This is a genomic window from Anaerostipes sp. AF04-45, from assembly GCF_003461725.1.
Lineage (GTDB): Bacteria > Bacillota > Clostridia > Lachnospirales > Lachnospiraceae > Anaerostipes > Anaerostipes caccae.
This window is the reverse complement of record NZ_QTXQ01000004.1, coordinates 225,563-249,365: the sequence shown is the minus strand read 5'-3', so window position 1 is coordinate 249,365 and position 23,803 is coordinate 225,563. Positions and strand designations below refer to the sequence as shown.

Annotated in this window: 19 protein-coding genes, 1 tRNA gene, 1 pseudogene and 1 other annotated feature; of the genes and pseudogenes, 8 read left to right on the top strand and 13 right to left on the bottom strand. The window is 42.1% G+C overall.

From position 1 onward, the window contains the following. Window positions 1-100 precede the first annotated feature (100 nt). The 5 genes from DWV34_RS08060 to thrS all read left to right on the top strand — a co-directional run bounded on the left by DWV34_RS08060 (window position 101) and on the right by thrS (window position 8,114). Window positions 101-1,957 (top strand): ATP-dependent nuclease, encoded by a 1,857-nt coding sequence (locus tag DWV34_RS08060; RefSeq protein WP_006566936.1) that lies wholly within the window; start codon window positions 101-103, stop codon window positions 1,955-1,957. A 12-nt stretch (window positions 1,958-1,969) separates the two neighbouring features. Beyond that, on the top strand, window positions 1,970-2,329 hold the full coding sequence (locus DWV34_RS08055) for a YccF domain-containing protein (RefSeq protein ID WP_006566935.1): 360 nt from the start codon (window positions 1,970-1,972) through the stop codon (window positions 2,327-2,329). A 15-nt stretch (window positions 2,330-2,344) separates the two neighbouring features. Beyond that, on the top strand, window positions 2,345-4,057 hold the full coding sequence (locus DWV34_RS08050; protein ID WP_118475876.1) for a B12-binding domain-containing radical SAM protein: 1,713 nt from the start codon (window positions 2,345-2,347) through the stop codon (window positions 4,055-4,057). Window positions 4,058-4,074: 17 nt separating this feature from the next. Beyond that, window positions 4,075-5,886, top strand: coding sequence for a DUF975 family protein (locus tag DWV34_RS08045; protein ID WP_022261046.1), 1,812 nt, complete (start codon window positions 4,075-4,077; stop codon window positions 5,884-5,886). Between the two features lie 45 nt (window positions 5,887-5,931). After that, window positions 5,932-6,136: a binding site (T-box leader), on the top strand. Window positions 6,137-6,182: 46 nt separating this feature from the next. Beyond that, window positions 6,183-8,114, top strand: a complete 1,932-nt coding sequence (thrS, locus tag DWV34_RS08035) for a threonine--tRNA ligase (protein ID WP_022261047.1) — start codon at window positions 6,183-6,185, stop codon at window positions 8,112-8,114. 76 nt (window positions 8,115-8,190) lie between these two features. On the opposite strand, the pseudogene DWV34_RS08030 reads toward thrS, so the two are convergent. Both DWV34_RS08030 and DWV34_RS08025 read right to left on the bottom strand, forming a co-directional pair. Then, window positions 8,191-8,730 (bottom strand): annotated as a pseudogene (locus DWV34_RS08030) (DUF1989 domain-containing protein). A gap of 161 nt (window positions 8,731-8,891) precedes the next feature. Further along, window positions 8,892-8,966, bottom strand: a tRNA-Pro gene (locus tag DWV34_RS08025). Between the two features lie 113 nt (window positions 8,967-9,079). Between DWV34_RS08025 and DWV34_RS08020 the strand changes: the two genes are divergently transcribed. Further along, complete coding sequence (locus DWV34_RS08020; protein ID WP_009289598.1) at window positions 9,080-9,520, top strand: GNAT family N-acetyltransferase; 441 nt, start codon at window positions 9,080-9,082, stop codon at window positions 9,518-9,520. Window positions 9,521-9,731: 211 nt separating this feature from the next. Here DWV34_RS08020 and DWV34_RS08015 read toward each other — a convergent pair whose 3' ends face one another. From DWV34_RS08015 to DWV34_RS08000, 4 genes are all read right to left on the bottom strand, one after another. Then, window positions 9,732-10,466: a tRNA 2-thiocytidine(32) synthetase TtcA gene (locus tag DWV34_RS08015; protein ID WP_009289597.1), complete on the bottom strand. Its 735-nt coding sequence runs from the start codon at window positions 10,464-10,466 to the stop codon at window positions 9,732-9,734. A 413-nt stretch (window positions 10,467-10,879) separates the two neighbouring features. After that, window positions 10,880-11,749 carry a toll/interleukin-1 receptor domain-containing protein gene (locus DWV34_RS08010; RefSeq protein ID WP_009289596.1) on the bottom strand — a complete coding sequence of 290 codons (870 nt, stop codon included), beginning with the start codon at window positions 11,747-11,749 and terminating at the stop codon, window positions 10,880-10,882. Window positions 11,750-11,780: 31 nt separating this feature from the next. Next, window positions 11,781-12,671: a Fic family protein gene (locus tag DWV34_RS08005; protein ID WP_022261050.1), complete on the bottom strand. Its 891-nt coding sequence runs from the start codon at window positions 12,669-12,671 to the stop codon at window positions 11,781-11,783. Between the two features lie 201 nt (window positions 12,672-12,872). Next, window positions 12,873-13,730: a MerR family transcriptional regulator gene (locus tag DWV34_RS08000; protein WP_009289593.1), complete on the bottom strand. Its 858-nt coding sequence runs from the start codon at window positions 13,728-13,730 to the stop codon at window positions 12,873-12,875. A 186-nt stretch (window positions 13,731-13,916) separates the two neighbouring features. Between DWV34_RS08000 and DWV34_RS07995 the strand changes: the two genes are divergently transcribed. Next, complete coding sequence (locus tag DWV34_RS07995) at window positions 13,917-14,645, top strand: hypothetical protein (protein ID WP_118475874.1); 729 nt, start codon at window positions 13,917-13,919, stop codon at window positions 14,643-14,645. A 354-nt stretch (window positions 14,646-14,999) separates the two neighbouring features. On the opposite strand, the gene DWV34_RS07990 is transcribed toward DWV34_RS07995, so the two are convergent. Together DWV34_RS07990 and DWV34_RS07985 are read right to left on the bottom strand one after the other, a co-directional pair. Next, window positions 15,000-16,313: an MFS transporter gene (locus tag DWV34_RS07990; protein WP_006566906.1), complete on the bottom strand. Its 1,314-nt coding sequence runs from the start codon at window positions 16,311-16,313 to the stop codon at window positions 15,000-15,002. 24 nt (window positions 16,314-16,337) lie between these two features. Then, complete coding sequence (locus tag DWV34_RS07985) at window positions 16,338-17,213, bottom strand: phosphodiesterase (RefSeq protein ID WP_006566905.1); 876 nt, start codon at window positions 17,211-17,213, stop codon at window positions 16,338-16,340. Window positions 17,214-17,465: 252 nt separating this feature from the next. Between DWV34_RS07985 and DWV34_RS07980 the strand changes: the two genes are divergently transcribed. Continuing rightward, complete coding sequence (locus tag DWV34_RS07980) at window positions 17,466-18,587, top strand: LacI family DNA-binding transcriptional regulator (RefSeq protein ID WP_006566904.1); 1,122 nt, start codon at window positions 17,466-17,468, stop codon at window positions 18,585-18,587. An 88-nt stretch (window positions 18,588-18,675) separates the two neighbouring features. On the opposite strand, the gene ilvC is transcribed toward DWV34_RS07980, so the two are convergent. From ilvC to DWV34_RS07955, 5 genes are all read right to left on the bottom strand, one after another. Then, window positions 18,676-19,692, bottom strand: coding sequence for a ketol-acid reductoisomerase (gene ilvC, locus DWV34_RS07975; RefSeq protein ID WP_009289591.1), 1,017 nt, complete (start codon window positions 19,690-19,692; stop codon window positions 18,676-18,678). 69 nt (window positions 19,693-19,761) lie between these two features. Next, window positions 19,762-20,262, bottom strand: coding sequence for an acetolactate synthase small subunit (gene ilvN / locus DWV34_RS07970; protein ID WP_009289590.1), 501 nt, complete (start codon window positions 20,260-20,262; stop codon window positions 19,762-19,764). A 66-nt stretch (window positions 20,263-20,328) separates the two neighbouring features. Next, window positions 20,329-21,603, bottom strand: a complete 1,275-nt coding sequence (locus tag DWV34_RS07965) for an LCP family protein (protein ID WP_118475872.1) — start codon at window positions 21,601-21,603, stop codon at window positions 20,329-20,331. Between the two features lie 135 nt (window positions 21,604-21,738). Beyond that, on the bottom strand, window positions 21,739-22,803 hold the full coding sequence (locus DWV34_RS07960) for an LCP family protein (protein WP_006566900.1): 1,065 nt from the start codon (window positions 22,801-22,803) through the stop codon (window positions 21,739-21,741). Window positions 22,804-22,878: 75 nt separating this feature from the next. Beyond that, the gene (locus DWV34_RS07955; protein ID WP_118475870.1) at window positions 22,879-23,802 is read right to left on the bottom strand and encodes a glycosyltransferase; all 924 of its coding nucleotides are present in this window, start codon (window positions 23,800-23,802) and stop codon (window positions 22,879-22,881) included. Window position 23,803: the final 1 nt, after the last annotated feature.

Here is a 23,803-nt window from a genome sequence, read left to right as displayed (position 1 = left end):
CCGATATGAAAGAACTTTCAGACAGCATTGAAGAAGAAGTACTGCCAAATCCGGAAATGTGATAAAATAGTATATATCTATATGATCGGAGAAGCTTTCAATGCAGATAACCAGCCTTTATATTCATAACTTTAAATCCATCAAGACTATGCATTTGACTGATGTTGAAAATGCTCTGATTCTCGTGGGTAAAAATAATGCCGGCAAAAGTTCTGTTTTAGATGCAGTCAGAGCAGTGGGAGGACAGTATCAAATCACCGAAGACGATTTTCATCCATCCGGACAAAATATCGAGATAGGGATCACACTCTCCATTACCCGGGAAGATTTGAAAGTCCTCCATTCCGAGGGCATTGTGAGCCAATATAAGCGCTACGATGTCTGGGAAAAAAGATTTAAAGAACGGCTTCCTTCGTTTCAGGACGGGTGCCTTACGTTCTCTTTTATCGCCAACAGAAACGGCAGGATCTTATATCAGGACGGATTTCAGAAAAATAATCCCTATATTCCAAAGGTGTTTCCCAAAATTTATTATATTGACACGGAACGGGATATTTCCCAGATCCAGGAGGATCTGTTTATCAGCCAGGAAGACCGGCTGCTGACTCAGATGCGCTCCGACTGCTGCCTCTTTGACAGGAAAAAAAAGTGCACCCACTGTTTTCAGTGCATCGGCCTGATCAATCAAAAAATGCCGGAAGAATTGAATGCCTTTGAGGCTTCCAAATTATTCGAATATAAACTGTACCACCTGAACCTGGATCGTTTTGTGGAAAAGGTCAACACAAGCTTTCGCAAAAACGGCGGAGTGGGTGACGTATTTTATTATATGAATTATGATATGAATTCTCTGCTGAAGGTTCATTCTATGATTTACAGTCCCGAACATCAGGCCTCCAGAACCGTAGAGCAGCAGGGAAAAGGCATCCGCAGCATCTATATTTTGTCCCTTCTGGAGGCCTATGTGGAAGAGTCCGCGAGTATTCCATGTATCATCATGATGGAGGTTCCTGAAATCTATCTGCATCCGGAACTCCAGAAAACGGCAGGAGATCTGCTGTATAAACTTTCGGAAAAAAATCAGGTCATGTTTACCACCCATGCACCGCACCTGATCTTTAACTTTAACAGCCGGCAGATTCGTCAGATCCAGCTGGACAAAAATGCGTATTCCATTGTGCGGGATAAGACAGATATCGGCGGAATCTTAAATGACCTTGGCTATACAGCGGCAGACTTGATGGATGTGAATTTTGTTTTTATCGTGGAGGGGAAACAGGACAAAAGCCGTCTTCCTCTTTTGCTTGAACGGTATTATTCGGAAGTCTGTGATGAAGATGGCCGTTTAAAGCGGATCGCCATCATTACCACCAACAGCTGTACGAATATTAAGACTTATGCCAACTTAAAGTATATGAATCAGATATATCTGAAGAACCAGTTCCTGATGATACGGGACAGCGACGGAAAGGACCCGGATATCCTCGGAAAACAGCTCTGCAGATACTATGATGAGCGGAGTTTCTCCGATGCGGACCCTCTGCCGAAGGTCACCAGAAAAAACGTCCTGATCCTAAAGTATTATTCCTTTGAAAACTATTTCCTGAACCCAAAGGTTATGGTAAAATTAAACCTTCTAAAGACAGAGGAAGAGTTCTATGAGATTTTGTTTGACAAATGGCAGGAATATCTTCATCGCCTGCAGAGCGGCAGGCATTTGACAGAAATACTCGGAAGAACTTTGACATCGTCTGAGGATATCAGACAACATATGGAACAGATCAAAATTTATCTGAGGGGCCATAATCTTTTTGATATTTTTTACGGCCCCTATAAGAAAAATGAACGGGAGCTTCTGAAAAAATATATAGAATTGGCTCCGAGAGAAGACTTTCAGGATATCCTCGGTGCAATCGATGATTTTATCTACTTCAAGAGCAAAAGAACACAGGAATAGGAGGAAAAAACTATGGGCTGTTTTGGAAATATATTATGGTTTATCTGCGGAGGCTTTGTAAGCGGACTGGGCTGGTGCGCTGCCGGCTGCCTCTGGTGCATTACGATTGTAGGAATACCGGTAGGACTTCAGTGTTTTAAATTCGCTTCCCTAAGCTTCTGGCCCTTCGGAAAAGAAGTACGTTACGGCGGCGGCGCCGGTTCCATGCTTCTGAATATTATCTGGCTGATCGTCACGGGACTTCCCATGGCCGCAGGCTCTGCCCTTATGGGAGCCTTATTGTGTGTAACCATTGTAGGCATTCCTTTCGGGCTTCAGCATTTTAAGATCGCAAAACTGGCTCTGATGCCGTTTGGCTCTGAGATTTTTTAAAACACAGGAGAAATCATGAACGTTATACTTACTTCAATTAATGCAAAATACATCCACTCCAATCTGGCAGTGTACTGCCTGAGAGCTTTTGCAAAACCCTATCAGGACGAAATCACTGTCGCAGAATATACGATCAACCAGCAGACAGACGATATTTTGATGGATCTGTACAAACAAAAACCGGATCTTCTTTGTTTCTCCTGTTATATTTGGAATATCGAATATGTGGAACGAATCCTCCGCGAGATAAAAAAACTGTTCCCTTCCCTGCCCATCTGGCTGGGAGGGCCGGAAGTCTCTTATGATGCAAAACAAGTTCTCCTGAAATTTCCCGAGGTTACAGGAATCATGAGGGGAGAAGGAGAAGAAACATTTTTGGAGCTGCTTGACCATTATCACGGCAAGACAGAAGATCTCTCTCAGATTCAAGGCATTACTTACCGACATCGGGATCAGATTACAGAAAATCCATGGCGGCCTGTCATGGATTTAAGCATGGTCCCCTTTGTCTACCACCATCTGGAAGATTTTCAGAATAAGATCATTTACTATGAATCCAGCCGGGGCTGTCCTTTTTCCTGCAGCTACTGCCTTTCATCCATTGACAAGTGCCTGCGTTTTAGGGATCTGTCTCTCGTAACAGAAGAACTGCAGTTTTTTCTTAACCACAGGGTTCCCCAGGTAAAATTCGTAGACAGGACGTTCAACTGTAACCACAGACATGCCGCGGCCATATGGAATTATATAAAGGATCACGACAACGGCATCACCAATTTCCACTTTGAGGTGGCCGCCGATCTTTTATCAGCGGAAGAATTAGATCTGATATCCGGCATGCGTCCCGGCCTGATCCAGCTGGAAATTGGAGTTCAGTCCACCAATCCGAAAACGATATCCGAGATCTGCAGGAAAATGGATTTTGCCAAAGTATCCGCCATTGCAGAGAGGATCAACCATGGACAAAATATCCATCAGCACCTGGACCTGATCGCGGGTCTTCCGTTTGAAGATCTCAAAAGTTTCAGGGATTCTTTTAACGACGTATACAGAGTAAGGCCGGAACAGCTGCAGCTTGGATTTTTAAAAGTGCTGAAAGGATCTTTTATGGAGCAGCAGAAGGATTCCTATGGACTTGTATATAAGAGCACTCCTCCCTATGAGGTTCTCTATACAAAATGGCTCTCTTACGAAGACGTTCTTACGCTGAAGTCTGTTGAGAGTATGGTGGAAACTTACTATAACAGCGGTCAGTTCACTTATACGATGAGACAGCTGGAACACGAATTTTCCACACCTTTTGATATGTACCAAAGTCTCGGGGAATTCTATTTACAAAACGGCTATCACAAGAGAAAGCATTCCCGTATTTCCAGATATGAAATTTTGGATGAATTTATTTCAGGACTGCCCGGCATCAAAGAAAAAAAATCTTTTTATGAGGAATACTTAACCTTTGATCTGTACTTGCGGGAAAATGTGAAAAACCGGCCCGGATTTGCCGGGGATTATTCTGTGGGGAAAGAGGAGCTGTATGATCTCTATGATGAAGTACTGTCCAAAAATCCATCTTTATCCGCGTATGCGAAAAAGAATATGCGCAAGATGGCCCACATTGAGAAATTCCGGTATGATGTTTATGGCAGCGGATGCAGGAAAGACACACTCCTTCTCTTTGATTATCAAAAAAGAAATCCTCTCAATCAACAGGCCTGTGTAATACAGCTTTGAATACAAAGGAGAAAACCATGCTTTCAAGAAAAGAAATGAAGCAGCTGGGCAGACAGTCATTAAAAAAGCATTATATCATGTTTCTTGCCGTCTGCCTGATTGCCGCATTTTTGGGCACCGAGTTCACCGGCTCTCTTAAGTTTGTCAAAACCTATTCTCCCACTTCAGAACAAGTTTCCCCATCCGGTACCGTAACAGTGCAAAAAGGGATCATCGATGTTACAGAAGACTTGTTTACAGGCGGTACAAAAAAGGCAAGAAAGAAATCAGAAAAAATAAAAAAAGAAGAAGTAAAGGCTGCCAAACACGGAAATCCGGCATTTGGCCGGAGCCGGGGTGTTTTTGCCGAGGCATTTAACGCTGTAACTTCCGGATCCATTGTTGTAACCTTAGTTTCCGGGTTAAATTCCTTCCTTGGCTCTACAGACGCTGCACTGGCAGTCCTTTTGATCCTCAGTATCCTCATCGTGTGTTTCTTCTGGGTATTTATCGTAAATACATATTCCGTCATATCCAGAAGAATCTTTCTGGAGGGGCGCATTTACAGTCAGATTCCAGCCCATCGTTTTCTTTATCTGCTAAGGGTCAGGAAGTGGGCACAGGCCGCAAAAACGATGCTTCTCATGGCTGTCTATCAGATTTTATGGGGATTAACGGTCATCGGCGGTCCGATCAAGAAATATTCTTATTATCTGGTACCTTATATTGTTGCGGAAAACCCGGGCATCGGTTCCAGGGAGGCTATTTCCCTTTCAAGAAATATGATGAGAGGACACAAATGGCAGTGTTTTGTATTTGAACTGTCTTTTTTCGGATGGAACATCCTCGAACTTATGACCCTTGGCATCAGTGCAGTCTTATACTCCAGCCCATATAAAACTGCAGTATTCTGCGAGTATTACACACAGCTCAGAAAAGAAGCCAAAGACCGGCAGATAAAACATGCAGACTTATTAAATGACCGTTATCTCTTTGAAACTGCAGGAGAAAGAGAAATCGAGCAGGCATATGGAGACGTGATCCCTGTTTTGAAACAAACCAGGAACTTCAAAGACAGCCGCACAGGAATCGGCAGATTTTTATCTGACTATTTCGGCGTAATTCTGGTCAATTCCAATGCGTATCAACAATATGAACAATATCAGTCAGAGCAGATCAGGCTCCAGGATCTTGCCGGCGCTGTTCAAAAAATTTCATATCCCGGAAGACTAAGCAATTTCCCTGAACATACAAAGCGCAGAAAGATTCAGACGCTGCATTATATGCGCAATTATACCATCTGGTCTCTGATCATGATTTATTTTATCCTGTCATTTATCGGATGGGTATGGGAGGTAAGCCTGCATTTAATCTCTGATGGTACCTTTGTAAACCGGGGCGTACTTCACGGTCCCTGGCTTCCAATCTATGGTGTCGGCAGTATTCTGATCCTTACGCTCTTACATAAAATGCGAAGCCGGCCTGTTGCTGAATTCTTTTCTGCAGTTGTGCTGTGCGGATGTGTGGAATATTTTACTTCTGTTTTTCTCGAAACCGTACATCATGGACAAAAATGGTGGGACTACAGCGGATATTTTCTGAATATCCAGGGAAGAGTCTGTGCGGAAGGACTGCTTGTTTTTGGACTTGGAGGCATAGCAATCGTCTATTTCCTTGCCCCAATCATTGATAATCAGATCCAAAAGCTGAAGCCTAAACTGCTGGTCATCCTTTGTATACTGCTGCTGGGGACTTTTTTGACAGATCAGATTTATTCCTCAAAGCATCCAAACGCAGGAAAAGGAATTACCGATTATTCCCACACAGAAGATCATATCCAGGCAAATTGAGGATTGATTTCAAAATTCATCGGTGTTATAATATTTTAGAAATAAGAAAAAGCGCTGAAGAGAAGAGTAGTCTGTGAAAACTTTCAGAGAGGGACACATATGGTGTGAGTGTTCTAAGCCAAAGCAGATGAAGACCACCTCTGAGCGGCTGCAAACCAGCCCGGTCGGCACCGTTACCGCCATATAAGCGGCCTTCTGTATCATTCACAGAAAGGCAACCAGGGTGGAACCGCGATAACTCGTCCCATGGAAATTTTCCATGGGACTTTTTTATTTTAGTAAGAAAGGAAAAAAAGATGAAAATTACTTTAAAAGATGGTTCTGTGAAAGAATACAGCCAGAGTATGTCTGTCATTGACATTGCCAAAGACATCAGCGAAGGACTTGCAAGAGCAGCATGTGCAGGCGAAGTGAACGGAGAAGTGGTAGATTTAAGGACAATCCTCGAAGATGACTGTGAACTGAACATTCTCACCTTCGATTCAGAGGGCGGAAGACATGCTTTCCGTCATACGGCATCCCATATTTTAGCTCAAGCAGTCAAACGCCTGTATCCGGAGACGAAGCTTGCCATCGGCCCTTCCATTGACAACGGATTTTATTATGATATGGAAAAGGATACTCCTTTTACACAGGATGACCTGGAAAAAATTGAAGCAGAGATGAAGAAGATCGTGAAAGAAGGACTTCAAATCACCTGCTTTACAAAACCGAGAGAAGAAGCCATTGCTTTTATGAAAGAGCAAAATGAACCATATAAGGTAGAACTGATTGAAGACCTCCCGGAGGATTCAGTGATCAGTTTTTATCAGCAGGGAGAGTTCATTGACCTGTGTGCCGGACCTCATCTTATGACAACAAAACCGGTAAAAGCGTTTAAACTGACAAGCCTTGCCGGTGCTTACTGGCGCGGTAACGAAAAGAACCAGATGCTCACCAGGATCTATGGAACTGCTTTTGCAAAGAAAGCAGAGCTGAAAGATTACCTGACCATGATGGAAGAGGCCAAAAAACGTGACCACAGAAAGCTTGGAAAAGAACTGGGACTCTTTATGATGAGAGATGAAGGACCAGGGTTCCCGTTCTTCCTGCCGAATGGGATGGTTCTTAAAAATACTTTACTGGATTACTGGAGAGAGATCCATAACAAAGCCGGCTATGTTGAAATTTCAAGCCCGATCATGCTGAGCAGGCATCTGTGGGAGACATCCGGCCACTGGGATCACTATCAGGAAAATATGTATACTACTGTGATCGACGAAGAAGATTTTGCGATCAAACCGATGAACTGTCCGGGCGGCGTTTTAGTATACCAGTCAGAGCCGCGCTCTTACCGTGACCTGCCCCTTCGTATGGGTGAACTCGGTTTAGTCCACCGTCATGAAAAATCCGGACAGCTCCACGGACTGATGCGTGTCCGCTGCTTTACACAGGATGATGCCCATATCTTTATGATGCCGGAGCAGATCAAAGACGAGATCAAAGGTGTTGCAGCACTGATCGATCAGGTTTACAGCCTGTTTGGATTTAAATATCACGTAGAACTGTCAACCCGTCCGGAAGACAGCATGGGAAGTGATGAAGACTGGGAGATGGCAACAGATTCTTTGAGAAGTGCACTGGATGACCTTGGCCTTGACTATGTTGTCAACGAAGGCGACGGAGCATTCTACGGGCCGAAAATCGACTTCCATCTGGAGGATTCCATCGGAAGGACATGGCAGTGCGGAACCATTCAGTTAGACTTCCAGCTTCCGCTGAGATTTGACCTTCATTACACAGGAGCAGACGGAGAGAAGCACCGTCCGATCATGATCCATCGGGTAGCATTTGGTTCTATCGAGCGGTTTATCGGAATCCTGATCGAACATTTCGCCGGGGCTTTTCCAACCTGGCTGGCACCGGTGCAGGTAAAAGTCATTCCGATTTCTGATAAGCATTTAGAGTACGGAACAAAAGTACTCGATGCGTTAAAAGCTGCCGGCATCCGAGCAGAGATTGATACAAGAGCCGAAAAAATGGGCTACAAGATCCGTGAGGCACAGCTTCATAAGATTCCATATATGCTGGTTGTGGGCGGAAAAGAAGAAGAGAACCAGGCAGTTTCCGTGAGAAGCAGATTCAAGGGAGACGAAGGACAGATGTCCTTAGACGACTTTATTTGTGCGATACGGAAAGAAATAGAGACAAAAGAAATCCGCCAGGTGGAAAAAGAAGAAGAGAAGTAAAGATGATTTATAAAGAAAGAACCGGGAGTCACTTATTCCCGGTTCTTTCTTTATCCGTATTATCAAATTTGATTCATCAGTCTTCAATAAGAATTTTAACTGGAGTACATTTTCCGTTATTGCACTCACTCTCAGATACACTACAGGCGGCAATGCCCAGACGCATATCCATTTCAGCTCTTAGAATTATCTTGTTCCCCGCCTTTGACAGGGGCTTTCTGACCGAAATAGAACCACCCGCACTAATTTTCGTATACATAAAAATATTTACCGGATGAATGATTGGTCTTTTCTCATCCAGACTGTGATTAATATGATCTAAACAATTTGAATGTCATTCTCCATTATGATAAAAGAAATCGTACATCTCGGGGCGGCAGCATGGGTGAAGCAGATCATGCTCGCCAACCTCATCATAAAGCACTTCAAACATCGGGTGATAAAGATTTGAATAAATATGATTTCCGACCGATAGACGTAAAGATTCATTACAATCTATTGTGACTCCGGTGGATAGAAATTCCTCTGAATTTTCTTTATGTTCTGCAAAAAAATCAACGACTTGTCCGCCTTCAAGATCAATAATCGTTACTTTTTGTCCTGCCGATACATTCATACTTTTTCCGCTGCAGGCATCTATTATATACTCCATTTCTAATTTCCCCTCTCTTCATCAAAAGAAAAAATATCCAACGGAAATCACAATCAGTGATTTTATATCCGTCAGATAATCCCTTGGCCAAAGCCTGCCGGCTCTCGTTAAAAAATATTAAAAAGTCGGGGTAACAGGATTCGAACCTGCGACCTCACGGCCCCCAGCCGTGCGCTCTAACCAAACTGAGCCATACCCCGCTAGAAGTATTTTATCGGATTCTATCGAAGAGTGCAAGTATTAATTGAATTTACTCAGATTTTTTTGTATGATGGAATAAAAGTATGGTGAAAGCGAAAGGGCGAGTAGAAATATGGAAATAAATTTGGTCAAAAAAAATGATATAGAGTCTTGTATGAAATTTGTCGAAATTGTCAAAACAGATTTTGCTGGCTACAAGGAGGAAGAATTCAGGAAAGCTCTAAAATACTGCATCGAAAACAAAGAAGCCCTTGCGGCAATGAATGATAAAGGAGAAATCACCTGCTTATTATTATTTTCAAGGACGGAAAAGGAATTACAGTTCCTGGCCACACATCCTGACTACAGAAAGCTAGGTGCAGCAAAAAAACTTATTAAAAAAATGATCCTGGCTTTTAAACCTGGAGATCAAATTCAGGTGGTGACATTTACATCTGAAGATAAGAAAGGAATTGCGGCACGAAATTGTTATCATGCCTGCGGATTCAAAGATGATGAATTGCTCACAGTATTTGATTATCCATGCCAGAAAATGATCCTGACAGTAGAATAAAGAGCTTTTCCCCTATATCTATAATTTAAATTAGTATTTTGCGTATAGATATAGAGATCATCATTTTACTCTCCTGATATATTTTTTACTGCAGCTGCTTCATTCTTGTTGTGGTACAAACTCAAATTATTGTTAAAATCAAAAAAACAAGATCTCTGTCAAAAAATAATTTTGATAGGCATCTTGTTTTTTCATTGGTTGCTTTTGTATGTTATCTTTTTCGTTCCTGTCTTTCAGGCCATCCTTCAAGATTTCCATGGATCATAGCCCGAAACATATGATCTTTCGATCCCGGATGGTCTTCATCCAATTTTTTTAAGGTCTCTTTTGCATACTGTCTCTTTGTATAGCCGTCCATCGGACAAGGACTCTTTTCCACCGGAAGGTTCATCTTATTCTTAAATCCAATCACATCTGCTTCATCCATGTACATCAAAGGCCGAATGACTTTAAGATCCATCCGGTCCAGGTATGTCACCGGTGAAAAACAATGAAGCCTCCCTTCAAACAGCATGGACATCAAAAATGTCTCCACCAGATCATCTTTGTGGTGGGCATAGGCAACTTTATTGCATCCCAGCTCTTTTATCTTTTCATTCAATGCACCCTTTCTCATCTTAGCACAAAGAGAACACGGGTTTGTTTCCTTCCTGCGCTCAAAAACCACATCTGCGATTTCTGTTTTTACAATAGTATATGGTACTTTTAATTCTTCACATAGTTTTTCTACTTGAGATATGTCAAAGTTTCCGAATCCAAGATCTACGGTAATTCCATGGATTTCAAATTTGTTCGGGTAAAAAATGCGTAACTGTGCAAGGGCATAGAGCATGGTCAGACTGTCCTTGCCGCCAGAAATGCCGACTGCGATCTTGTCCCCTTCCTGTATCATCTGATAGTCGTCCACGGCCCGGCGGACATAGCTTAGTACTTGTTGTAACTTCATAATTATTTTCCTCAGTTTCTTAACAAATTTTCGATGTTTAGTATAACATATAGAATCTCGAAGTGCTACTGTTTCCAGAGCAGATAAATAGTACCCTTGAATGAAAAAGTAACTTCCACCTCTATGCTGATTTTAGCCTTACACTTCCCTTCCATATAGCGTATCATTTTTAGTAGCTCCTATCCATTGTAGAAATGAGGCACTCATGCGTAAAAATTTCTCAGCCAATTAGACAAAGCTTCCTCCGCGCACAGGCATTACAGGACCCTATCATCTGCATGATATGAAAATCCATGGTAAAAAGAGATATTCTTTCTTTTCTATGATCACTGGCATCAACATTCGTCTTAAAAGTCCAGAAATTGTAAATTGCCTAAAATTCAACAGTAATCTGAACCTTCAAAAAGTCATCCTTATTCTCTTTGAGAAGCCTCAAAGAGTTGATTTAATTTTTCGGCAATTTCATCCGCTGTCATTATAGCGGTATTCATAGCCATTTTTCCAGCTAGTGACGGGCTGAAGTCTTGAACCTCTTTCTTAGTAATATCATGCCATATTGGAAGGATTAGTTTTCCACCATTTGACTCTCTTTGGAAAAGACCTTCAAGTTCATAGTTTGTCCAATATTTTTTTATATAACTTCTTGACAAAATAACAACGCCGAATTTAGATTTTTTAAGACCTTTGTCAATCTCTGTTCTAATGCTGTCTCCCCATTGTAAAGAAACACTATCATACCAAACGTTTAATTCGTATTTATCTTTAAGAACTTGTACAAATTCATCACAAAAACTGCTTTTATCTTCTGTTGCATGAGAAACAAAAACATCGTATTCCTCAGCACCACTCGAATCAAAAAGGTTCTCTTTTGATGAAACAAGGTTTTCCTGTGCTTTTATCTGCTTAGTTAAATCTGAAATTTGCTTTTGATAAGTGATGTATCCCTTTTCTTGCTGTTTAGCTAAAGACTTAGCATGCGTAGTTTCTTCTTTTTGCAATTTTACTGTTGCGTCAGCCAAACGCATTCTTTTATCAGCTATTTTTTTGTTAATATCAGCTTTATCAGAGAGAACTCTAGATAAATCCTTTTGATATCTCTCGATTTGCCTATCTTTTGACCTTAGAGAAGTGGCTGATGTATTCTTTGTGATACTTCGTTGTATATCTCCAATTCTTTTTGTCTTATCAGCTTCTTTTTTTACTAAATCAGCCATCTTTTTTTCTAAATCAGCAATTTCTTTATTAAATTGATTTACAACTCTCTGCGCTTGTTCAACACTCATTTATTTCCCTCCGCTTCTCCGCAAGTAACATTTAATATCCAATCCAAAAATAATCCAAATAAGATTTATATCTATCCTGTGCTGTCAGACATGTATCTTTCAAATACCCTTTTTCATTTTTCCATTCCTTCAGTCCACGATAATAAAACATCTTCAATTGGTCTTCGATGATAAATGGAACGATATTATATTTCAGGCATTCCTTAAACATAATCAATCTGCCGACACGTCCGTTGCCATCTTGAAACGGATGAATTCTTTCAAATTTAACATAAAAATCTAGAATATCCTCCAAAGTCTTTTCTTCCTTGTTGTTGTATTCTGTAAGCAGCGCTTTCATTCTATCGGCAACTTCTTCAGGAAGTGCAGTAACCATGCCGCCGACTTCGTTTGGCATCTTTTTATATTCTCCAACGGAAAACCAATCTTTTCTGGAATCACTCGTTCCGTTTTTTAGAATCAAGTGAAGATCTTTGATAAATTTCTCAGTCAGTGTCGCTTTCGCATTGTCGATGATCATGTCGATGCATCGGAAATGATTTGCCGTTTCAATCACATCATCCACGTTAAGGACTTCATTTTCTACACCAATGGTATTGGTGTCAAAAATATATCTTGTCTGATCGTGAGTCAGGCGGCTGCCTTCGATATGGTTTGAGTTATATGTCAAGTCAATCTGTGTTTTATGATAAATACCGCCGGAATACTTATTTTTCTTCTCACTCTGCAAAATATCTAATAGTGTTATCGGCTTTTCTTTTTTCTTATTAATACGTTCTGGCTTTTCTGCATTTTCTGGAATACTCCAAGTCTTTCCGGTAAGAAATGCTCCATGCACACGGCCTTGGGCACAGTAATTTCTTACGCTGCGCTCCGATATATTCCATTTTTCCGCTGTCTCTGCCACTGAAAGATATTGCATCTGATTTCCTCCGTTAATTTGTAATAAAAAATAATACTAATTTAATAAATATTATATCACATTATCGGCAATAAATCTATTTCTTGATCATTATTTATAATATTTTTGCCGTTTCCGAAAATACTACAAAAAATAAAAACCAGATTCCACTTCTTAATAGTGAGATCCAGTTCTTATTTTATCTATATAACAATCAATAATTTAGTGCTCATCACTTCTTCCATAAAAAGCCTCAATCGCCTCAGCAAAAAATTCTGCCGCCCCCTCTCCATACGTTTCATCCAATTTAGACTTTGAAGGTTCATTCCGATAGAAGCGTGCGGTGGCAAGCATACCCTCCCTCTCTTCCTTCATCTGACTAAGCTGTTTCACTACAAATCCGTACTCACCGACAATTTCTCTTACCTCAAAGGAATCCAGAGGACAACCACGTTTAGCAATCAGCTTCTGCAATATCACTTCTATTCTTTTATTAAAACTTTCTGCAATTTCTTTGCTGACAGGGTTCTTCACAACAGACAAGTATTCATCTTTACCGCCATACCACTCCACTACTTTTGCATAGCTCTTCTGCATTTTTTCTGAGGACAATACTTCAATGTAATGTTTCCTCCACTCTTCTACACCGCCAAATTCTTTAATGGCCATTTGACGCATTTCATCCGGCATATGATCCAGCATGGCTTCAAACATTTCTTCTATTTCCGGTTTACTGAAAACTGCAAAATCCATTTTATTATCTCCTTTCAAAATATCATCAATACTGGCAATCAGGCGCTCCATTCGTTCTTTCTTAGAAACCAGCATTCTCCTCTGTACCTGCAAAATTTGATTTTTCTCAAGAGCCGGATTTTTTATAACAGCTTTGATTTCCTTCAGTGGAATATCAAACTCACGGAAAAACAGGATTTGCTGTAAAGTTTCCAACGCTTTATCGTCATAAAGCCGGTATCCCGCATCACTCTTGCTCGTCGGCTTTAATAGCCCGATCTCATCATAGTAGTGAAGCGTGCGCACGCTGATACCTGTTACTTCTGATATTTCCTTTACCGTCCTCATAGCTGTTGCCCTCCCGTTCCTGATATATCCAACTTAATCTATGACGCCCCGTGAGGGTCAATAGATAATTTCAAACTTTTCTTTGAGTATATCATATTTGTATCCAGACATCGATTTTCACACTGCTGCTGTATATGGTAAAATACAATTAACATCCAAAATATAACATATGAAAGGGAGCCCAACATGATCAATCTATTAAAATCAAAAATGAATAAATACAACTATAAAGACTGGATTTCCTACTTTAAATCCAATGACCAGCAAAGACTCCACATCGATTTTTCAAAAGAATTGCCTCTGACAGATTCAGAACGAAGGCTCATCACTCCCTCCGTCCGAGCTTTCCAAAAAGGCGAGGGCTCCGACGGCAGACATCTCATGAACACAGTGGAAGCATACATACATCAACATGGTGCTCCTGAATACCGGGAAGCTATGCTATGGTTCATCAAAGAAGGAAACTGGCACTCCGCATATTTAAGAAAATTCATGGATCATCACCACATTAAACCTGCCAAGTCATCTTTTCCCGATAAAGTCTTCCGGAAATTAAGGCAGGCAGGGGGACTGGGATGTGAGATCACCATACTTGTAACAGCTGAAATGATCGCCCTGACCTATTATGACGCCCTGTCAAAGAGCACAGACTCCCCTGCGTTAAAAAGTATCTGCACCCAGATGCTCCGTGATGAACTGCCGCATATTATGTTTCAGTCTCATACGTTAAGCCGGTTCAAAAAACATCCTTTTCATAAATTCATTAGAATCATCACGATGGAAACCACACTGCTTTTCGTATGGGCACAGTTTCACAATGTATATCAGGCCGGAGGATACAGCTTTGTAAAGTTCCTAAAAGAAAATCTGGGTTATCTGCACCAGTCTATTATGCTGGAAGAAATGAATCATTAAAAACACCTGTCTCACCAGTTACACACTTGCATAAACTGGTGAGACAGGTGTTACCTTTGAACAGCTTCTTTTGTTCAAGGAATAATCTTTACTCTCTTTAGGTCGAAATACTCATCCAGTGACCACAAGGTGTCTTTTTTGGTGAATCATATTTATTAGAAAATTGTGAGTTATTCACCACTATTTCCGTTGCGCTTTTAAAATGCGCTCCTCCAATAGCGGTAAATAGTTTTCGAAAAGTGGCACCTTTTTTTGACAGAGACCTTTCTCCAACAGACATTACGTCCATTTTCTACACGATTAGAGTGAGGCATTCTAAGAGCCGAACGGAAATCGTGTGGAAAATGTCATAGTTTATTTCATGCCCCGGTCATGCCGGTATTTTAAAGCAATGGCACAGGCCACACTGATCAAAGCGACAATGGTGGAATAGATTCCTACATAAATGGTATCTCCTTTTCCATAGTCGATCAGCAGTGTACAGATGGTCGGCACAAGGCCGGCTACCAGGAAACTCGGCACGTGATAAACAAAGGAAATGCCGGAGTATCTCACTTCTGTTTCAAAATAAGAAGACCAGAGTCCGCTGATGACTGCCCAGATTAAGTTGTAGGCAATGCTCCATCCGAGAACAACTCCCATGATGGTAACAAACAGATTTCCGCCGCTCAGCTCAATGACTTTTAATGTCGGAATACTGAGAAACGCCGATGCCAGCCCTCCGATGACAAACGTTCTGGTCATACCGAACTTTTGTGCACACCATCCGCCGAACAGTGTAAATGGAATCTTGAAAACACATGCAACGATAGTAATGATATAAGTCTGGATCAACGGCATTCCGAGCCATCCGATACAGTAAGATAAAATCCACACAATAAAGATGTTATAAAATGTTCCGTCTACCCAGCGGGTTCCGCATCCGAGAAGCAGCGTTTTCCAATATCCTTTTACCATAGGGATAAATCCTACCTTCTGCTTCTTCCCCTCGGCTTCCTGAGCCTCTAATTTTGCCTGGGCTTTCTTGAAGTCTTCCGTCTCCATCGTGATACCTTTTAAATAGACAACAATCAGTGTCAATATGATTGCTGACAAAAACGGGATTCTCCAGCCCCAGTTAAAAAAGATCTCTTCAGGCAGTACCAACGTCGGTACTGCAATTAAAATGGAGGATAATCCGAATCCTATCGGAAGGCCGATCTGCGGAATCGCTGCGTAGAAAGCCCGCTTATTCTCCGGCACATTTTCAAAAGCCATCAGGATACCGCCGCCCCATGTTCCTCCGCGTCCAAAGCACTGCAGCAGTCGCATAAGCTGAAGTACGACCACGACCCAAATGCCCGCCGTTGCTGCCGACGGCAAAATTCCGATAATAGATGTTGAGATGCCCATCATTAATAAAGAGGCATACATTGTAACTTTGCGTCCCTTCCGGTCACCAATGTGTCCAAAAAACACTGCTCCAAATGGTCCTGCTATGTATCCGATGGCAAAGGACATATAAGAAAGGATCAATGCGGTAGTGCCGTCCCCGGACTGTGAGAAAAATACTTTTGCAAACACAGTTCCTGCAGCAGTGCCGTATAGTAAAAAGCAATACCATTGAACGGCACTTTCAAACAGGGTAACTGCGGCAATTTTCCTAAGACTTAATTTTTGCTCTCCCATAGTTTATTCTCCTTTTTCAGACGATTAATGACCTTCTCCTTCATAATATTTAAATGGCCAGGGGCCGGAATAATCTGCGCCTGTGGGGATGATCATATAATGGGTATTTACCATGTCATTCTGCAGATCATGAATTAAATATCCGGGATTGCCAAGGAAGAAGCGGTCTCCTCCCCCTTTGAAATGATCAGCCAGTTCTTCCTGAGTGACATCCGGTCCGTCTTTTGTCCTGAAGTCTACTTCCATCTGCATGGCGATCGGCGGACAAGTCACACAGGACACTCCCTGCCATGAAGTAAAGATACCTGTGTGCATATGGCCGCAGCAAAGACGGACATTTTTATGTTTCTTTAAAATTGCGGCCAGCCGGTCAGCCTGTGCAAACCCCTCATCCATCGCTGCCAGCCCGGTAGTAAAAGGCGGGTGATGGGTAAATACCAAAGTAGGTTTGTTTGGATATTCAATAATTTTCTTCTCCAGCCATTCTGCGACCTCATCCGTCAGTCCGCCGTAATGGCAGTCCGGAATCATGGTATCAATGATAATCGCACGAATCAGCCCGTCATCTAAGGTGTAGCAAATATAAGGTTTAATATCGTCTTCCACCGGTGCATTTTCAGGGAACATACGGAGGAAAAAATCCCGTTTGTCATGATTGCCGGGAACTACGAAGTAAGGACGTGGAAGCTTATCTAATCCGTCCCTGATGATCTCATATCCTTCCTGTGTTCCTCCGTCGGCCAGATCTCCAGTCACAACAAAAAATTCAGGTAATTCATATGGTTTTAATTTTGAAAAATACTCGATTGTTTGGTTTAATGCAGCGATCGTGTCCGCTTTCTGGAAAGACAGTTTCCCGTCCCCTCTCAAATGAAAATCAGAAATTTGTATAATTCTCATAATTCTTAAACCTCCTTAGGAATCGTTGATTCACATGAATTGGTGTGTTATAATAAATTAAAATTTTAATAAAACATTCCGGAATTTTATTTAAATTTAACTTTTCTTTACTTAAATTTTAATCCAGACCCGTTAAATTATCAAATTATTTAAATTATTTTCAATAAACTTTGGAATAATATACAGTTTCAATTAAAATATTTTGTAGATATTATATAAAGCTCAATTAAAATTTTAATAAGGAGGACCGCCATGGCCAATAAAAAGAGTGTGACGATGAAAGATATTGCAAAGGATACGGACATTTCCGTTTCTGCTGTTTCCATGATCTTAAACCGAAGATCTGATGTCTCCTTCTCCAAAGAAACGGTGGCAAAAGTACTGGAGTCCGCAAAACGTCTGGGATATGAGTTAAGCCATGAGAAAAAAGACACTGCTCTCAGATCCCCCTCTTCTGCACAGATCAAAAAAGTAATCGCTGTTTTTTGCCCCAATATCTTCAACTCTTATTATGCAACGATTGCCCAGTCCATCGAGCAGTCCGCTTATAAAAAAGGATATAAGACCCTAATCTTTACTACGTTTCGCGAAGTAAAGAAAGAACACGAACTGGTCATGGATGCCATCCATATGAACGTGGAAGGAATCATATTCACCATGATACCCAACGATCCGGGATTTGTCGAAAAGGTTGCAAAACAGTTTCCTATTGTCGTGATCGGTGACAAGACTTCTTCCATCAACATCGATATTATTGAAACAAACAACTATACTGCAGGGGTTCTGGTAGCTGAACACCTGCACAGTTTAGGGCATCGGCATATCGCTTTCCTGACAACGACGATCACTCCTGACGTATCCCTGGCCATGCGGTATCAGCGGCTGAAGGCCATTCAGAATACTTATGCAAAATTATGCGCGAATGAGCCTTATGACGTCATCGTAAGAGAACAAAAGGTTGATTCTCAATATGAACGAAATCATTTGTCACTGGAATACGATGTGGGATATCAGCTGTGTATGGACTGCCTGGAAGACCGGGGCCTGTCCGGTATCACTGCTTTTGTCGGGAATAACGATATGGTTGCCTATGGTATCATGGATGCGGTTTTAAAGAAAGGATATAAGATTCCAAGAGATTTCAGCGTGTGCAGCTTTGACAATGATTTTCCTTCCGGTCTGCTTCCGGTCTCACTGACCACAGTGGAACATTATATGGAGGAGAAAGGACGGAAGGCTTTTGACACGATTTATCAAAAAATCCAGTGGAATGAAACTCCGGAGCAAAAAAGCCAATACTTTATCCGAATCGAGTACAAGCCTTATCTCATTGTCAGAGATTCGACCAACCGCGCAAGGCAGCAGAAGAGATAAACATAATAGAACGAACTTTCCCATAGTATCAGAAAAAACCGGAGTGCACATGCGCTCCGGTTTTATATGTAAGATCAATAATCAAATATTAGTTGTTGATCAGTTTGTCTTCATCAGACCAGCTGTATAAGCTTCTGATCTCTTCCCCGACAACTTCTGCCGGATGTTCGGAAGCTAACTTTCTCATAGCCTTGAAGTGAACCTGGCTTCCTGCTTCGGACATATCTACTAAGAAGTCTTTTGCGAAAGTTCCGTCCTGGATATCGGAAAGGATCTTCTTCATCGCTTTCTTTGTATCTTCTGTGATGATCTTCGGTCCTGTGATGTAGTCACCGTATTCTGCAGTGTTGGAGATAGAGTATCTCATTCCTGAGAATCCTGACTGGTAGATCAAATCTACGATCAGTTTCATCTCATGGATACACTCAAAGTATGCGTTTCTCGGATCATATCCTGCTTCTACTAATGTCTCGAAGCCGGCCTGCATCAGTGCACAAACACCGCCGCAGAGCACTGCCTGTTCTCCGAAGAGGTCTGTTTCTGTCTCTGTTCTGAAAGTAGTCTCAAGAACACCTGCTCTTGCTCCGCCGATCGCCAGTGCATATGCCAAAGCCATATCTAATGCTTTTCCTGTAGCATCCTGCTCTACAGCTACTAAACAAGGAACACCTTTTCCTTCTTCGTATTCGCTTCTTACAGTATGTCCAGGTCCTTTAGGCGCGATCATTGTTACGTCTACGTCTTTAGGAGGCACGATACATCCAAAATGAATGTTGAAGCCATGAGCGAACATGAGCATATTTCCTGCTTCTAAGTTCGGCTCGATATCATTTTTGTACATTGTAGCCTGCTTTTCATCGTTGATCAGAATCATGATAATGTCTGCTTTTTTTGCAGCCTCAGCAGCTGTATATACTTCAAATCCCTGTTCTTCTGCTCTCTTCCAGGATTTGCTTCCTTCATATAATCCGATGATAACATTGCATCCGGACTCTTTTGCGTTAAGGGCATGTGCATGTCCCTGACTTCCGTAACCGATCACCGCGATGGTCTTTCCGTCTAAAAGTGATAAGTTACAGTCTTCTTGATAATAAATCTTTGCCATTTTACATTCCTCCATTTTCTAGGCTTTATAAGTAAGGGGTATTCCCATACCTTTTAATTAAATGTGTGCCTATTTGACAAGTCTCGGCACGGATTCCCCGCGAGAAAGCCCGGTGAGTCCGGTTCTCACAAGTTCCAGAATATCAAAGCCTTCCAGAAGATTTATGAAAGCTTCAATTTTATTTACATTTCCGGTAAGCTCGATCATCAGTGAATCTTTTGACACGTCCACAACTTTGGCTCTGAAAATGTCGGCGATCGTGATGATCTCCTGCTTTTCAGACTTTCCTGTGCGGATTTTGACTAAAATAAGTTCTCTGCAGACAGAGGTCGGGTTTTCCAGTTCCACAAGCGTTATGACATCTTCAAGCTTGATCAGCTGATTCTTGATCTGTGCCAGAATGGTATCATCCCCGCTGACCGCGATCGTCATTCGTGAATACTTCTCATCCTGCGTCTTACAGGCTGTAATACTGTCGATATTATAGCCTCTGCGGCTGAACAGTCCGGATATACGGCTTAGTACCCCCGGGTTGTTTTCCGCCACGATAGATAGTACGATCTGTTTCATAGACGACTTCATCCTCCTAACAATTCTATCAATTCTAATATTCAGTGTCAAGAAATCACTGAAAAACTATTCTTCTGCGTTTCCCTGACTTGTATTTTCTGGTTTCGCAGCCGTTGTGGCATGGGTAGTAGCCTGGGTCTGCTGTTCTGTTGTAGCTTGTGTAGCCGCTGTCGTAGCCGGTCTTTTGGTCGATGTGGAAGCCGGCCTGCTTGTGCCGCTCGTAGACGAAGTGGAGTAGCCGCTTCCCGCAGATCCTCCTGAGTTATTATATCCCGTATTTCCGGACGAGGTACTTCCGGATGAAGTATTCGATACCCCCGAATATCCGAAGGTCTCCACACCGCTCAATCCGTCGTACTCCTTGGCAAAGGCCTCGTCAGATCCGTCTCCCGCCTTTCCGTCTCCGAAGATAAAGTAGTTCATGGCAGCTTTGTTTGCATTGAAATTTATGAAGAAGACAAACATGTTATGCTGTGCCCTTCCCATCTTATAGGAACCTTCGATCGGTATTCTCATCTGGTCGATATCTGTCGTGCCCATCTTGATCACAGATGCCGCCAGACCTTTGATGTAGTCAGCATCCATGTCGGTGGAAACATCGCTTAATACCTTCAAAGCAATATCCAGAATCTTTGTGAGACTCTGGCCTTTGACTTTATCAAAGGTAGCCTGCATAACTGCCCTCTGGCGGCCGGTACGGCCGAAATCCCCATCTCCGTATTTCTTAGATACCACATAGCGTATCCTGGAATAGCCGAGAGCCTGGTTTCCGTTCAGGGTATGTTTTCCTGCTTTTACATTGCGGTATTTTTTCTTGGAAATATAATTGGTCGTATTCAGGTACTGTGCCTCTTTTTCTTCGAGGTCGATCTCGATACCGCCCACTTCATTGATTACTTTTTCAAAAGTGTCGAAATCTACGACACAGTATTTATCGATCTTGATTCCAAAGTTCTTCGCAATGGTCTGATAAAGCAGCTCCACTCCTCCATATGCATATGCAGAATTCAGCTTATCCCTTCCGTGTCCAGGGATCTCTACATAGATATCTCTCATAATGGAAGTAAGCTTCAGTTCTTTTGTCTTAAAATTAATCGTTGCGATCATCGAAGAATCGGACCGCCCGGCCGCTTCTTCGTCGGATCTCCGGTCAGAACCGACCAGCAGGATATTCACAACATCCTCATCAAACTTCACATCACCTACATCTACACTTCCTAAATCACCGGTCTTATTGATGGCAGCTTCAAGCCTGGCATCATAATATCCAAGAACTCCTCCCGCCGCAACGGATATTACTAAAAATATGCCCAAAATGATTTTATATGTCTTCAGCGTCATGCTACTCCTCCTGAATTGCTATTTATTAGTCTACAATTATAGCACATTATATCAGAAAACAACAGACAGTTTCTTAATTAAACCTGAAGATTTTACAATGTTTGTGCCGTTTCGACTTTATGTAAGCGTGAAAAACTATCTCTTATAGCTTCCGGGGGAACTCTCTGAAGCATCCTCTGAATCCGGTTTTGCAGGATAGCCGTAAGTCTCTATATTCTGATATCCGCCGAATTTGGATGCGAAATCCTCTTCTTTTCCTTTGCTGAAGATAAAATGCTCCATCGCCGCCTTATTTGCATCAAAATTAATGAAGAAGACAAACATGCCGCTCTGTGCCCGGCCCTGCATGTAAGTGCCCTCGATCGGAATCCTCATCTGCTGGACCTTCGGAACTCCGAACTGAACCACAGAAGTCACAAGGCCTTTGATATAACTTGCATTCATATCGGTGGACACGTCGTCCAGTGCATTAAACCCGATATCCAGAATCTTCATCGGATTCTGCCTGATGATCTTTTTATAAGTGGCTTCCAGGACCGCTCTCTGACGGCCGGTACGGCCGAATTCGCCGTCTCCGTACCTGCTGTTTGACACATAACGGATTCTGGAATAACCGAGAGCCTGGTTCCCGTTCAGGATATGCTTTCCTGCTTTTACATTGCGGTATTTCTTCTTGGAAATGTAATTGGTCGTATTCAGATAGTCTGCCTCTTTCTCTTCCAGATCAATCTCGATGCCTCCCACCTCATTGATCACTTTCTCAAAGGTTGAAAAGTCTACGACACAGTATTTGTCGATCTTTATATCAAAATTTTGGGCAATGGTTTTGTAGAGCAGATCCACTCCGCCGAAAGAATATGCTGAATTCAGCTTGTTTCTTCCGTGTCCCGGAATATCCACATACATATCCCTCATCAGGGAAGTAAGCTTTAATTCTTTTGTCTTCATATTGATGGTGGCAATCATAGATGAATCTGATCTTCCCGCCTCAGTCTCATCGGATCTGCGGTCAGAGCCGACCAGCAGGATATTAACTACATCATTATCAAATTTAACGTCGTCTCCCACATCTACTTTGCTTAAGTTTCCCTTCGGCGTCACCGAAGCCTCTAATTTCGCATCATAGTATCCAAGAACTCCTCCTATGGAAAGAGCAATTACAAGGAAGACAGCCATAACAATTTTAAATTTCTTTCCCATTTCCTTATCCTCCAAACGTATGTCTGTAATTTTATCTATTGTAACAGAAAACTAAACCAGAAATGTTAAGAAAATCTAAAGCTTTTCATACGAATCCCAGTAAGAACGGTTCATCGTGAGTTTCAGAATAAGGCTTTTGGGAAATTTTTTATAGTTTCTGCCCAGTTTATAGCCTATGAATTTACACGCCGTATCCGCCATAAATTTAGGAATCTTAAAGAATCTTCCGGTAAACAGCAGATGTTTCAGCGTGTGAAGGACCATCTTCATCCCCTCCGATTCAGAGGAGACTTCAAGAAACAGCCCTCCGTAGGATACCTGTGAGACTGCCAGATCAAAATTCCTGTGAAGCTGCTCAAAACAGCGGTAGTTATGCCAGTGCCATACAGCGGCATCTGCCTGGTATGCAATGGCTTTATCTGCCCCGATCAGCCTGGAAGCCATAATCATGTCCTCATTAAAGATTGTTTTGTGAATGAATCCGCCCATGGCTTCATAATCTTTTTTTCTGTATGCACTACACACATTGGAGCAGAAAAATGTCTTGATCCCAAGCTTTGGCAGATCGGCTTTTGTCTTTATGGAACTCTCCGGAGGATAGTTAAAAATCCTCGTATAATACTCCAGATAATTGTCCTCCGGGTCCGCCATCTGACGTCCATAAGCGGCTCCCACACGTGGGTCCTCAAAAGCCTTCAGCAGATTTTCCACCATATATTTGTCTCCGGGCACCGCGTCATCGGTCATAAACGCAATGATCTCCGCATCTGAAAGGGAAGCTCCGTAATCCCTCGTGGCTCCGTGATCAAACTCTTCTTTTTTTATATGCTTCACTACTACATTCGGGTACTGCTCTGTAAGATGATCCGGAAAGTATTTCTCCTCCGTATTGATCAGAAAAATCGTACCGAATGGAACCGTCTGTCTGGACAGGCGCCGGAGAGATTCAAAAAGCTTCTCCCCTGGTTTATAAGTTGGAATCACAAGATCAATTGTCATC

Bases quoted from the DNA above. Each gene is read 5' to 3' on its own strand.
- DWV34_RS08060 (WP_006566936.1), top strand. From the start codon at position 101: ATGCAGATAACCAGCCTTTATATTCATAACTTTAAATCCATCAAGACT.
- DWV34_RS08055 (WP_006566935.1), top strand. From the start codon at position 1,970: ATGGGCTGTTTTGGAAATATATTATGGTTTATCTGCGGAGGCTTTGTA.
- DWV34_RS08050 (WP_118475876.1), top strand. From the start codon at position 2,345: ATGAACGTTATACTTACTTCAATTAATGCAAAATACATCCACTCCAAT.
- DWV34_RS08045 (WP_022261046.1), top strand. From the start codon at position 4,075: ATGCTTTCAAGAAAAGAAATGAAGCAGCTGGGCAGACAGTCATTAAAA.
- thrS (WP_022261047.1), top strand. From the start codon at position 6,183: ATGAAAATTACTTTAAAAGATGGTTCTGTGAAAGAATACAGCCAGAGT.
- DWV34_RS08020 (WP_009289598.1), top strand. From the start codon at position 9,080: ATGGAAATAAATTTGGTCAAAAAAAATGATATAGAGTCTTGTATGAAA.
- DWV34_RS08015 (WP_009289597.1), bottom strand. From the start codon at position 10,466: ATGAAGTTACAACAAGTACTAAGCTATGTCCGCCGGGCCGTGGACGAC.
- DWV34_RS08010 (WP_009289596.1), bottom strand. From the start codon at position 11,749: ATGAGTGTTGAACAAGCGCAGAGAGTTGTAAATCAATTTAATAAAGAA.
- DWV34_RS08005 (WP_022261050.1), bottom strand. From the start codon at position 12,671: ATGCAATATCTTTCAGTGGCAGAGACAGCGGAAAAATGGAATATATCG.
- DWV34_RS08000 (WP_009289593.1), bottom strand. From the start codon at position 13,730: ATGAGGACGGTAAAGGAAATATCAGAAGTAACAGGTATCAGCGTGCGC.
- DWV34_RS07995 (WP_118475874.1), top strand. From the start codon at position 13,917: ATGATCAATCTATTAAAATCAAAAATGAATAAATACAACTATAAAGAC.
- DWV34_RS07990 (WP_006566906.1), bottom strand. From the start codon at position 16,313: ATGGGAGAGCAAAAATTAAGTCTTAGGAAAATTGCCGCAGTTACCCTG.
- DWV34_RS07985 (WP_006566905.1), bottom strand. From the start codon at position 17,213: ATGAGAATTATACAAATTTCTGATTTTCATTTGAGAGGGGACGGGAAA.
- DWV34_RS07980 (WP_006566904.1), top strand. From the start codon at position 17,466: ATGGCCAATAAAAAGAGTGTGACGATGAAAGATATTGCAAAGGATACG.
- ilvC (WP_009289591.1), bottom strand. From the start codon at position 19,692: ATGGCAAAGATTTATTATCAAGAAGACTGTAACTTATCACTTTTAGAC.
- ilvN (WP_009289590.1), bottom strand. From the start codon at position 20,262: ATGAAACAGATCGTACTATCTATCGTGGCGGAAAACAACCCGGGGGTA.
- DWV34_RS07965 (WP_118475872.1), bottom strand. From the start codon at position 21,603: ATGACGCTGAAGACATATAAAATCATTTTGGGCATATTTTTAGTAATA.
- DWV34_RS07960 (WP_006566900.1), bottom strand. From the start codon at position 22,803: ATGGGAAAGAAATTTAAAATTGTTATGGCTGTCTTCCTTGTAATTGCT.
- DWV34_RS07955 (WP_118475870.1), bottom strand. From the start codon at position 23,802: ATGACAATTGATCTTGTGATTCCAACTTATAAACCAGGGGAGAAGCTT.